Annotated in this window: 8 protein-coding genes; 3 read left to right on the forward strand and 5 right to left on the reverse strand. The window is 65.2% G+C overall.

From position 1 onward, the window contains the following. Positions 1 to 89: 89 nt before the first annotated feature. The 4 genes from SE92_RS09510 to SE92_RS09525 are packed head-to-tail and all read right to left on the reverse strand — an operon-like array spanning position 90 to position 4,287. On the reverse strand, positions 90 to 1,292 hold the full coding sequence (locus SE92_RS09510; RefSeq protein WP_063195467.1) for an ABC transporter substrate-binding protein: 1,203 nt from the start codon (positions 1,290 to 1,292) through the stop codon (positions 90 to 92). A 32-nt stretch (positions 1,293 to 1,324) separates the two neighbouring features. Then, entirely contained in the window at positions 1,325 to 1,909 is a 585-nt protein-coding gene (locus SE92_RS09515) for an amino acid synthesis family protein (protein ID WP_063195468.1), read from the reverse strand. A gap of 27 nt (positions 1,910 to 1,936) precedes the next feature. Further along, positions 1,937 to 2,833: a UPF0280 family protein gene (locus SE92_RS09520; protein WP_063195469.1), complete on the reverse strand. Its 897-nt coding sequence runs from the start codon at positions 2,831 to 2,833 to the stop codon at positions 1,937 to 1,939. Continuing rightward, positions 2,830 to 4,287, reverse strand: coding sequence for a 6-hydroxynicotinate reductase (locus tag SE92_RS09525; protein WP_157095255.1), 1,458 nt, complete (start codon positions 4,285 to 4,287; stop codon positions 2,830 to 2,832). Before SE92_RS09525 ends, SE92_RS09520 begins: the two co-directional genes overlap by 4 nt. 240 nt (positions 4,288 to 4,527) lie before the next feature. Here SE92_RS09525 and SE92_RS09530 point away from each other — a divergent pair, with 240 nt between their 5' ends. Both SE92_RS09530 and SE92_RS09535 read left to right on the forward strand, forming a co-directional pair. Further along, a complete protein-coding gene (locus SE92_RS09530) occupies positions 4,528 to 5,010 on the forward strand; it encodes a (2Fe-2S)-binding protein (RefSeq protein WP_063195470.1) in 483 nt (160 codons plus the stop codon). After that, complete coding sequence (locus tag SE92_RS09535; RefSeq protein ID WP_063195471.1) at positions 5,010 to 8,531, forward strand: molybdopterin cofactor-binding domain-containing protein; 3,522 nt, start codon at positions 5,010 to 5,012, stop codon at positions 8,529 to 8,531. The genes SE92_RS09530 and SE92_RS09535 overlap by 1 nt, the downstream gene beginning before the upstream one ends. A gap of 12 nt (positions 8,532 to 8,543) precedes the next feature. Here the strand turns inward: SE92_RS09535 and SE92_RS09540 are convergent, their stop codons facing one another. Continuing rightward, positions 8,544 to 9,512 carry a catechol 2,3-dioxygenase gene (locus SE92_RS09540; RefSeq protein ID WP_063195472.1) on the reverse strand — a complete coding sequence of 323 codons (969 nt, stop codon included), beginning with the start codon at positions 9,510 to 9,512 and terminating at the stop codon, positions 8,544 to 8,546. Between the two features lie 437 nt (positions 9,513 to 9,949). Between SE92_RS09540 and SE92_RS09545 the strand changes: the two genes are divergently transcribed. Beyond that, positions 9,950 to 11,689 (forward strand): ATP-binding protein, encoded by a 1,740-nt coding sequence (locus SE92_RS09545; protein ID WP_198172597.1) that lies wholly within the window; start codon positions 9,950 to 9,952, stop codon positions 11,687 to 11,689. Positions 11,690 to 11,729: the final 40 nt, after the last annotated feature.

The following is an 11,729-nucleotide window of genomic DNA, read 5'->3' on the forward strand; positions in this document are numbered from 1 at the left end:
TCTCCGCGAGTCCTCTGTCACCTCCCTCGCGGAGACTCCCCCTCACCCCAACCCTCTCCCCGCAAGCGGGGCGAGGGAGAAGGAAAAAATCAATCCTTCGGCCGCAGCTTCTCGACTTCGGCATCGCCAGGCAGATAGTCCGCACCCTTCTTGTAGGATGAGTCCACCATCACGCCCTTGCCGTCCTTCAGCGCGGTCTTGCCGACGTAGGCACCGAGCGTCGACTGGTGATCGATCTTGCGGAAGGTGATCTCGCCGAACGGCGACGGCACCGAGAGGCCTTCCGCCGCGGCGATCAGCTTCTCCGGATCGCTCGAGCCGGCCTTGGCCAGGATCGCAGCCGCCGACTTGATGGTCTGGTAGCCGACGATCGAGCCGAGACGCGGATAGTCGTTGTACTTGGCCTGGTAGGCCTTCAGGAACGCGTCATGCTCGGGCGTCTTGATCGAGTACCAGGGATAGCCGGTGACGATCCAGCCCTCGGGCGTCTCGTCCTTGAGCGGATCGAGATATTCCGGCTCGCCGGTCAGGAACGAGACCACCTCGCGTCCCTTGAACAGGCCGCGGGTGTTGCCTTCGCGCACGAGCTTGACGAGATCAGCACCGAAAGTGACGTTGAGGATCGCTTCGGGGTTGGCTGCGGCTACCGCCTGCACCACGGGACCCGCGTCGATCTTGCCTTGCGGCGGCCACTGCTCGTCGACCCACTGGATGTCAGGACGCTTCTCCGACATCAGCTTCTTGAAGACGGCGACCGCCGACTGGCCGTACTCATAGTTCGGCGCGATCGTCGCCCAGCGTTTTGCCGGCAGCTTCGCGGCAGCCTCCACCAGCATCGCCGCCTGCATGTAGTTGGAGGGGCGCAGGCGGAACGTGTACTTGTTGCCCTTCGACCAGGTGATGGCGTCCGTCAGCGGCTCGGCCGCGAGGAAGAACACTTTCTTCTGGTTGGCGAAGTCGCTGACGGCCAGACCAATGTTCGACAGGAACGTGCCGGCGAGCATCGCCACGCCCTCGCTGGACACCAGCTCGTTCGCCGCAGTCTGCGCGTCCGCCGGCTTGCCGCCGTCGTCCTTGGAGATGACGACGAGCTTCTTGCCGTTGATGCCGCCGGCCGCGTTGATCTCTTCGACCGCGAGCTGCCAGCCCTTGCGATAGGGCTCGGTGAACGCCGGCAGCAGCGAGTAACTGTTGATCTCGCCAATCTTGATGTCCTGCGCCAGGGCCGAATGAGCCATGCCGCCCGCCAGAAGCGCGAAGGCCGCGCCGACGAAGTAATTTCTTGCTCGCATCCCAACCTCCAGTTTTGAACTCTTTACGTCTTCTATCTCAGACCGTCTTCGCCCTTCACTTCCGCAACCGTCAGCCCGCCGACGCGCGGCAAGGGGCGGCCGCTGTCGGTGACGGCGACCGCGACCATGATCTCGTTGGCGCGCGGCGCGTCGTTGATCTGCACCTCCATGCCGTCGAAATGACTGCGCACGAAGGCAGCGTCCTTGTGCCCGAGCGGAATGTCGAGCGTCGTGCCCGGCCCGCTGCGCTTCTTCGACGACGGGATGAGCGCGGCGCCCTTGCCAAGGACTTTACGCACCGGCGCGCCCATCTTGGGGTGAAGGATCGCGGCGGCATGCTCCAATTCACCGTTCTCGCCGACCGCCGCAGCCTTGCCATAGCTCTGCGCCTTGGCACCATCGATGCCGAGCGCAGCCACCGCACGCTTCGACAACAGCTCGCCGAGCTCCTCGCCGATCGCGATCAGCGGCGAGAGGTCTTCGACATATTGTCCGGCGAAGGGATTTTCGATGACGGCGATGGCCGCCGCGCGCCGGGTCGGCGGCGAGACCTGGCGGCCCATCTCCATCTGCGTCTCTTCGACGACGGTGACGATCTTGCGGATGATCGCGCTCATGATTGTATCCCTTGGGCACTTCCCTGCTCAGGCATGAACCGCGTTCTCCAGCTGACGTGGGCGCGCTTCCTGCCGTTCAATATCTTTCGGTCCGATGACAAGCATATCACCACTGAGCTGCAACACTGCACCCTCAATCAAGCCGCGATCGAACAATCGGCGTGCACATTCCGCGCCAGATTCGAGTGCCGCGGCGGTCTCATCGTGCGACAACTCGCCGACATCGCGGGTGACCAGGCGTGCGCCGAGATCACTGTCGGGCTGAAGCTCGCGGGCAGGCTGCCTGACAATGGCGGGATGTCCCGGCAGATCCACGGCATTGGCGATGATGGTCGCCGCCGCATCGGCTCGCGATGCCGTTGCAGCCAGCACCGTCACCGCATCGGCGATGCCGAGCGAAAAACTGCGGCCGTGGCGCCCGCTGGTCGCGACGCCCCGCACCGGCTCATCGGCATCGACCCTCAAAGCCCGCATCACGCCATCACGATCGGGACGATCCACCAGGCCAATCGAAAAATGCTCGCCTTTGCCGAGATGGAGGGCGATGTCGCCCCCATTGTTGACATAGGCCTGATCGAGCCTCGCCGCGCCCAGCATCGCCCCGAGAATCTCCTCCGCCACACTGCCGGCCACAGCGGCCATCGGCGTGATGAAGCCATCAGCGGCAAAGGGCGCGACCGCCGCGTGCATGCGGCGCGCCACCACGCCTTTCAGCGACGTCCGCGCCTCAGCCGCAGCACGCAGCTCCGGCAGCTCCGCGCAGAGCTCGTCGAGCAGCCCCGTGAACCGCCGCGCCGCAGCCTCGTAGGCCGCGCGCACCGCATCCGCACGCCCCCTCGCCTCAATGATCAGATCAATCGGTCCATCCTGCAAATGCAGCCGCCGGCCATCAGACAGCAATGCGATTTGCGGGAGCCGTGTCATGCCCGAGGTCCCGGAATCGGATTCTGCCAGGGCAATTGCCGGACATCATCGCCGTTCTGCACCTCGGACAGCGGTTTCACATAATCCATGTGCCCGCCGAGCGCGGCATAGTCCGACAGTTTCATCGTGAACTCGATCGGCGCGACCAGCGCCGGCGTCGGCACGTAGCCGAATGCCCCGGCTGGCATCTGCGTGACGTCGACCATGTAGGTGATGCCGCCGCCCGGCCAGACATAGACCGGCGCGCCGCCGCTGGTGACGCGCGTCAGCGCGTCCTTCACCGAGCGCGTCAGCCGCACCGGATTGTCGGTGACGCCGGCGCGCAAGGAGCCGCCGGCGCCCGCCATGAACAGCACCGTGCACAGCGCCGGCTCGCAATTCTCCTGGATGCGCTCGACCGAGAATTTCAAGTCGGCGGGCATCTCGGTCTCGACCGGCTTCAAGGCCTCGTCGAGCACGTAGTAGGACGAGTGCTCGCCGGTGGTGGAGACCATCAGCATGGTCAACCCGGCCTTCGCCTCTTTCTTGTCGAAGGGGCCGAGGATCGACAGCGGATCGGAAATATTGGTGCCGCCCCAGCCCGTGCCGGGGTCGGCGACCTGGAAGTAGCGGCCGGGCGTCGAGCGCCGGCCCTTCATCTTGATGCCGGTGTCGGCGATGTCGAGCAGCTTGCCGGCCTGATGCTCACTGAGCACGCCGGTGATGTGGTCGTCGACCACGACCACTTCATCCACCTTGCCGTGCCACTGCTTGGCAAACATGCCGATCGTCGCCGAGCCGCAGCCGACGCGCATGCGCTCTTCTTTCAACCCATTGACGATCGGCGGCTGGCCGGCCTGCACCACCACGCTCGCGCCGCCGTCGATGGTCAGCTCCACCGCCTTGCAATTGGCGAGATCCATCAACGTATCGCAGGTGACGCGGCCCTCTTTCTTGGAGCCACCGGTGAGATGATGCACGCCGCCGAGCGACAGCATCTGCGAGCCGTATTCGCTGGTGGTGACGTGACCGACCGCCTCGCCCTGCGCGCGCACCGTCGCGGTCTCGGGTCCGAGATAGCGGTCGGTGTCGATCTTCACCTTGATGCCGCAATAGGAGAAGATGCCTTCGGTGACCACGGTCACCATGTCGACGCCGTCGACCTCGGCGGAGACGATGAACGGCGCCGGCTTGTAGTCGGGATAGGTGGTGCCCGCGCCGATCGCGGTGACGAAGGTCGAGGGTTCGTGGACGATTTTGCCGTCCCAGTCTTCGGTGCGGCTGAACGGCACCAGCTTGCCGCCGTGAGAGACGGTACGCTCCAGGATCACATGCGGATCGACGCGGACGAGCTTGCCGTCGTGATTGGCATAGCGATCGCAGGCCCCCGCCGCGCCCGGCTTGATGTAGCACATCACCGGACAAGCATCGCAGCGGATCTTGTCGGCAACAACGCTCGTCGTTTCAGTCAGCATGTGCGAGCCAGCGGATCAAGCGGTTATCATTCGTATACGAACAATGTTGCGCGCGGTCCCCCGGACCTGTCAAGCTGCGACGCAGCGCAAAAGATGAGGCTGCCGCATAAAACCTCATTTGCCTATCCGCTCTGTCCACAAAGAAGGCAGTCGCGCTGCAGTGCGGCATGCACGGCTTGCACGTTTGTGTACAAACGGTATCGTCGCGACGTCGAATTTCATGCGGCTTGGGACTTAGGGATGACGCAGACACCGATCCGCCTCACCGTGAACGGCAGGATCCACGAGATCGATGCGGCGCCACAGACGCCGCTGCTTTACGTGCTGCGCAACGATCTCGCGCTCAACGGCCCGAAATACGGATGCGGTCTGGGTGAATGCGGCACCTGTACTGTCCTGATCGACGGGCAAGCCGCGCGCTCCTGCGTGATTCCCGTCAGTGGCTGCGCCGGCCGCGACATCGTGACGCTCGAAGGCCTCGGCACGCGCGACAGACCTGATGTGGTGCAGCAGGCCTTCATCGACGAGCAGGCCGCGCAATGCGGCTACTGTCTCAACGGCATGATCATGACCACCAAGGCGCTGCTCGCGATCAACCCGCGGCCCACCGAGCAGGAGGCGCTCGCCGCGTTGCGCTACAATCTTTGCCGCTGTGGCACCCATGTCGAGATCCTGCGCGCCGTGATGCGCGCATCGGGCCAGCTCACCGAGGCGGCTGATTGATGGCCTCCCCTGTTTCGACCGGAGCTGAGCGGCCATCGGGTTCGCTCGTCGTCGTCCGCAGCGTGGACGAAGTCACATCCGAGACGTTCGTGCGGATCACCGCGGACGGATCGGTCACGGCTTATAACGGCCACGTCGATCTCGGCACCGGCATCCGCACCGCGCTCGGTCAGATCGTCGCCGAGGAGCTCGACGTCTCCTTTGCGCGTGTCGTGATCGTGCTCGGCGACACAGCGGTGGTGCCGAACCAGGGCGCGACCATTGCGAGCGAGACCATCCAGATCACCGCCGTCCCCTTGCGCAAGGCAGCCGCACAAGCGCGTCAGGTCCTGATCGCACGAGCTGCCGAGCGGCTGGAGCTGCCGGCGACCGACCTGCGGATCGAGGATGGCCTCGTGCGCGGGCATGACAACCGCAGCGTCAGCTATGGCGAGCTGATCGGCGGCGAAGACATCCGCCTCGAGCTTGCCGATGATGTCACCGTGAAGGCGGTCGGCGATTACGCCATCGTCGGTCAATCCGTCCCGCGCGTCGATCTGCCGGCCAAGGCCACGGGCGAATTGACCTTCGTCCACGACATCCGTATGCCCGGCATGCTGCACGGCCGCGTGGTGCGTCCGCCCTATGCCGGCGTCGATGCCGGCCCGTTCGTCGGCACCAGCCTGCTCGCGGTCGATGAATCCTCGGTACGCGACATCCCCGGCGTCGTAGCCGTGGTGCGCATCGGTGATTTCGTCGGCGTCGTTGCAGAGCGCGAGGAGAATGCGATCCGCGCGGCGGCGCAGCTTGAGGTGAGCTGGAAGCCGACGCCCACCCTCACCGACCTCGCCAACGTCGAGACCGCGCTGCGCGCCAATCCGTCGACGCCGCGCACGCTGATCGACAAGGGCGACGTCGATGCCGCCATCTCCGGCGCGGCCAAACCGATGCAGCGTACCTACGTCTGGCCGTATCAGATGCACGCCTCGATCGGCCCGTCCTGCGCGGTCGCGGATTTTCAGGACGGCAACATCCGGGTCTGGTCGGGCACGCAGAACCCGCACGTGCTGCGCGGCGACCTCGCGTTGCTGATCGAGCGTCCCGAGAGCGAGATCGACGTCATCCGCCTGGAGGCCGCCGGTTGCTACGGCCGCAACTGCGCCGACGACGTCACGGCCGACGCGCTGCTGCTGTCGCGCGCGGTCGGCCGCCCCGTGCGTGTGCAGCTGACGCGCGAGCAGGAGCATGCCTGGGAGCCCAAAGGCACGGCGCAACTCATCGACGTCAATGGCGGGCTCGACGCCGCCGGCGGCATCGCCGGTTACGATCTCGCCACACGCTATCCCTCGAACGCCGCGCCGACGCTGGCATTGCTGCTGACGGGACGGATATCTCCGGATCCCGCGGTGCTGCAGATGGGCGACCGCACCGCGATCCCGCCTTATGATTACGACCACATGCGCGTGGTCGCCCACGACATGGCGCCGATCGTGCGCGCCTCCTGGTTTCGCGGCGTCTCGGCACTGCCGAACACCTTTGCGCATGAATCCTACATCGACGAGGCGGCCACCGAGGCCGGCGTCGATCCGATCGAATATCGCCTGCGATACCTGAAAGACCAGCGTGCCGTCGATCTCGTCAATGCGGTGGCTGAGCGCGCGGGCTGGACGCCGCGCCCGGTGCGCGAGGACAAGGACGGCGAAATCGTGCATGGGCGCGGCTTTGCCTATGCGCTCTACGTCCACAGCAAGTTTCCCGGCTATGGCGCGGCGTGGTCGGCGTGGGTGACCGACGTCGCCGTGAACAAATCGACCGGCGACGTCAGCGTCACCCGTGTCGTCGCCGGGCAGGATTCCGGCCTGATGATCAATCCGGACGGGGTGCGTCACCAGATCCACGGCAACGTCATCCAGTCCACCAGCCGCGCGCTGATGGAGGAGGTCTCATTCGAGCGCGGCGCGGTCGCCGCGCGGGAATGGGGCGCTTATCCGATCATCCCCTTCCCCGACGTGCCCAAGATCGACGTCTTGATGCTGCCGCGACAGGACCAGCCGCCGCTCGGCGTCGGCGAGTCCGCCTCGGTGCCGAGCGCCGCCGCCATCGCGAACGCGATCTTCGATGCTACCGGCGTGCGTTTTCGCGAGCCGCCGTTCACGCCCGAGCGCATCCTCAAGGGGCTGCACGGCGAGGTGCCGGCGACACCGCAAGCGCTGCCCGCGCCTGCTCCCCCGCAGCCGTCCCGCATCTGGGAGAATCCGTTCGCCAGGCGCGCTGGCATTGTCGCGACGATCGCGGCCGTCTGCACTGCCGCGATCGGCATCGGCGCCGCACTGCTGCCGGGGCGCGTCATTGCGCCGATCGCGCGGCCGGATGCATCGGTCTATTCCGCGGCAACGATTGCGCGCGGCCAGCAGCTCGCGGCACTCGGCAATTGCGCGGAGTGCCACACCACGATCAACGGCGTGCTCAATGCCGGCGGCCGCGCGCTGGAGACGCCGTTCGGCGTCATTTACAGCACCAACATCACGCCCGACGTGGAGACCGGCATCGGCGCCTGGTCCTATCCCGCCTTCGAACGCGCGATGCGCGACGGCTTGCATCGCGACGGACGACAGCTCTATCCCGCCTTTCCCTATACGCATTTCGCCAAGACCAGCGATGCCGACTTGCAAGCGCTCTATGCCTATCTGATGGCGCAGCCTTCCGTGCGCGCGACGGTGCCCGCAAACGCGCTCGCCTTCCCTTACAATCTCCGTCCGTTGCTGGCTGGCTGGAATGCATTGTTCCATCAGACGCGCGAGTTCAAGCCCGACCCTGCGAAGTCGGAAGCCTGGAATCGCGGCGCCTATCTCGTCGAGAGCCTCGGCCATTGCAGCGGTTGCCATTCGCCGCGCAACGCGCTCGGCGCCGAGCAGCGCAACGCCTACCTTGCCGGCGGCTTTGCGGAGGGCTGGGAGGCACCGCCGCTGACATCGCTCTCGCACGCGCCGATCCCGTGGAACGAAGACGAGCTGTTCGCCTATTTGCGCACCGGCCATTCGCGCTATCACGGCGTCGCCGCCGGCCCGATGGCGCCTGTGGTCAGGGACCTCAAGGCCCTGCCGGATCAGGACATCCGTGCGATGGCGGTCTATCTCAATTCCTTTAACGACGTCGCGGCCGATGCGCCTGCTCTTGCAAGGAAGCTCGAGAGCGCGACGCAAGTCACCGTCGCCTCCTCCACCGGCGCACGGCTCTACCAGGGCGCCTGCGCCGTCTGCCACGAGGCCGGCGGCTTGCCGCTGTTCGGCAGCCGCCCCTCGCTCGCACTCAACAGCAACATTCATAGCACGAAGGCTGACAATCTCGTGCAGGTGATCCTGCACGGCATTGCCGTGCCGGTAACTAGCGATCTCGGCTACATGCCGGCGTTCGGGAACAGCATGAGCGACACGCAGATCGAGGAGCTCGCCACCTTCCTGCGTAAGCAGTTTGCGCCAGACAAGCCGGCGTGGACCGGTATCCGCGAAACGATCGCACGGGCGCGATCGTCCGCGCATTAGACAAGCTTGCACTCAGCCGTGCTTCTTCGCCTCCACCGGCGGCGTCCCGTGGGTGTGGAACGACTCGATCGTCTTCAATCCCCACGCCTGCCCCTTCTTGCGCTCCTCTTCCGTCCACACGATCGGCTTCCAGTCCGGCGCGAGGATGAGGCGCGCGCCCGCATTGGCGACTTCGACGCGATTGCCGCCGGGCTCGTAGACGTAAAGGAAGAAGGTCTGCTGGATCGCGTGCTTGTGCGGGCCGGTCTCGATGTGGATGCCATTCTCCAGGAAGATATCCGCGGCGCGGAGAATCTCCTCGCGGCTGTCGAGTGCGTAGGTGACGTGGTGGAAGCGGCCGGGCACGCCGGAATGGTCGAGCGAATAGGCGAAATCGTAGCTCTTGTTCGACATCGTCAGCCACATCGCAGCTTCCCGGCCGTCATTGAGCACGATCTGCTCGGTGAGGCGGCAGCCGAGGTAGGTCTCGAAGAACTCGCGGTTGGCCTTGATGTCGACGGCGAGGCAGTTGAGATGATCGAGGCGGCGGACATTGACGCCGCGCGCGGGAAAACGCTGCGCCTGGTTCTTCAGCGCCGGCTTCAGCTCCGGCGGCGCCTGATACCATTCGGTCTCGTAATAGAGCTCGACGATGTGGCCGTCAGGATCGCGGCAGCGGAAGGTCGGGCCCTGCCCCATGTCGCCGTCGATCCAGCCGATGTCGAAGCCGGAGCCCTTCAGCGCCGCGACGCGCCGTTCCAGCGCCTGCCGGCTGCGCGCGCGTAGCGCCATGTGCTCCATGCCCGAGGTCTTCGACGCCGTCAGCTTGAGCGAATAACGCTCGTAATCGTCCCAACCCCGCAGGTAAACCGACTCGCCCTTCTGGCCGCTGACAGTCATGCCCATGACGTCGACGAAGAATTTCAGGCTCTCGTCGGGCTTGGGCGTCAGCAGCTCCATATGGCCGAGATGAGCGAGATCGAGGATCGGTTCGGGCTGCATGCTTTCCTCCTGGCACAGCGAGCGATCCGTCGGACCGGATCGCGCGATCGGGGCGCAGGGTCACAACGCACCCGCTTTGCCCGAAGGCGGCATCAGGCGCCGGCTCATTTGCACTAATGTACAAATGATTAGGTCTCGTCAACAAATCAAGAACCGCCCGGAATCGGATGACGGTCCCGCCTCGGCGGCCAACGTCCCCCGAACGGCGGACGGACTGGCCGGATGGTAAAATATCGCTTAATGGCTTTTCGCGCCAACGCGGTGAAATTGCAGACTTTTCCCGCCAATTCGGCCCTTGGGGAGGCAGTCGGAACAAACCTCACGGCCGAATTGTCGCGGATTTAACGAAGCGCCCGTGCCTGCCGTTTAACCGTTTGTGCAGCGACGGCCGCGCATAGTCCGGACCAAATCCCTTGCTCTTGCCAGGTTCATTGATCGTGACATCCTTTGGACGCGTGATTTCGGTTCGCGGATCGCTCGCCCGGGTCGGGCTGCTGGCGGAAAGCCAGATGCCGATCTCGGAAGTTCGGGCGACGGTGGGCCGCTTCGTCAGCATTCGCAGCGCCAGCTCGGTCATCGTCGCGATGATCACCGAGGTGTCCTGCGAGAACCTGTCGAGCAGCGACAATTATATCGCGGTCGCCTCGGTCGACCTGCTCGGCGAGATCCTCAACGCCGCCGACAAGCCGAAATTCCAGCGCGGCGTCACCAATTATCCGACCATCGGGGATGCCGTCGATCTCATCACCAGCCAGGAGCTGCGCACGATCTACGCGCCGACCGGCTCGGACCAGATCAATGTCGGTTTCCTGCAACAGGACCGCTCGGTCATCGCCTATGTCGATGTCGAGGAAATGCTGTCCAAGCATTTCGCGGTGCTGGGATCGACCGGCGTCGGCAAATCCACCGGCGTGTCACTGCTGCTCAACGAGATCCTGAAGGCGCGGCCGAACCTGCGCATCTTTCTGCTCGACGTGCACAACGAATATGGCCGCTGCTTCGGCGACCGCGCGCTGGTGCTGAACCCGCGGAACCTGAAGCTGCCGTTCTGGCTGTTCAATTTCGAGGAAATCGTCGACGTGCTGTTCGGCGGCCGCGCCGGCGTGCCCGAGGAGCTCGACATCCTCGCCGAGGTGATCCCGCTCGCCAAGGGCGTCTACACCCAGTATCAGAATGCCGACCGCATCGGCCTGAAGCGCATCGATCCCAAGCAGATCGGCTACACCGTCGACACGCCGGTGCCCTATCGCCTGGTCGATTTGATGTCGCTGATCGACGAGCGCATGGGCAAGCTGGAAAACCGCTCCTCGCGCATCATCTATCACAAGCTGATCTCGCGCATCGAGGCCGTGCGCAACGACCCGCGCTACGCCTTCATGTTCGACAACGCCAATGTCGGCGGCGACACCATGGCCGAGGTCATCAGCCATCTGTTCCGCCTGCCCGCGAACGGCAAGCCGATGACGGTGATGCAGCTCGCCGGCTTCCCGGCCGAGGTCATCGATTCCGTCGTCTCGGTGCTCTGCCGCATGGCCTTCGATTTCGGCCTGTGGAGCGACGGCGTCTCGCCGCTGCTGTTCGTATGCGAGGAAGCGCATCGCTACGCCTCCGCCGACCGCAACATCGGCTTCGGGCCGACCCGCAAGGCCGTATCGCGCATCGCCAAGGAAGGCCGCAAATACGGCGTCTATCTCGGCCTCATCACCCAGCGTCCGGCCGAGCTCGACGCCACCATCATCTCCCAGTGCAACACGCTGTTCACGATGCGTCTTGCCAACGAGCGCGACCAGGCGCTGCTGCGTGCCGCGGTGTCGGACGCCGCCGCGAACCTGCTCTCCTTCGTGCCCTCGCTCGGCACGCGTGAGGTGCTGGCCTTCGGCGAAGGCGTTGCACTACCCACGCGCTTGCGCTTCAAGGAAGTGCCGCCGCATCAATTGCCGCGCGGCGAAGCCACCATTTCGAGCGTCCCGTCCGTCACCTCCGGCCACGACATGCATTTCGTCAGCGCCGTGCTCGAGCGCTGGCGCGGCGCCACCTCGCAGCGTGACGTGCCGAACGACCCGGTGTTTTCGGCCCCGCCTGCCAAGACGCTCTCCAACGTCGAGGCGCCGATGCTGCAGCCCTCGATGGGGCTCGATCCCGACCGCTTCTCGCTCCTGAAGAAGCCGCTGCGGTAAACCGCTCTCACCGCTGAAGAAGCACCGCGCCGCGTCCGGG

The sequence above is a fragment of the Bradyrhizobium sp. AT1 genome (assembly GCF_001590795.1).
GTDB lineage: Bacteria > Pseudomonadota > Alphaproteobacteria > Rhizobiales > Xanthobacteraceae > Bradyrhizobium.

What these genes read in the sequence shown, in the direction of transcription:
- SE92_RS09510 (WP_063195467.1), bottom strand. Translation starts at nt 1,292, where the DNA reads ATGCGAGCAAGAAATTACTTCGTCGGCGCGGCCTTCGCGCTTCTGGCG.
- SE92_RS09515 (WP_063195468.1), bottom strand. Translation starts at nt 1,909, where the DNA reads ATGAGCGCGATCATCCGCAAGATCGTCACCGTCGTCGAAGAGACGCAG.
- SE92_RS09520 (WP_063195469.1), bottom strand. Translation starts at nt 2,833, where the DNA reads ATGACACGGCTCCCGCAAATCGCATTGCTGTCTGATGGCCGGCGGCTG.
- SE92_RS09525 (WP_157095255.1), bottom strand. Translation starts at nt 4,287, where the DNA reads ATGCTGACTGAAACGACGAGCGTTGTTGCCGACAAGATCCGCTGCGAT.
- SE92_RS09530 (WP_063195470.1), top strand. Translation starts at nt 4,528, where the DNA reads ATGACGCAGACACCGATCCGCCTCACCGTGAACGGCAGGATCCACGAG.
- SE92_RS09535 (WP_063195471.1), top strand. Translation starts at nt 5,010, where the DNA reads ATGGCCTCCCCTGTTTCGACCGGAGCTGAGCGGCCATCGGGTTCGCTC.
- SE92_RS09540 (WP_063195472.1), bottom strand. Translation starts at nt 9,512, where the DNA reads ATGCAGCCCGAACCGATCCTCGATCTCGCTCATCTCGGCCATATGGAG.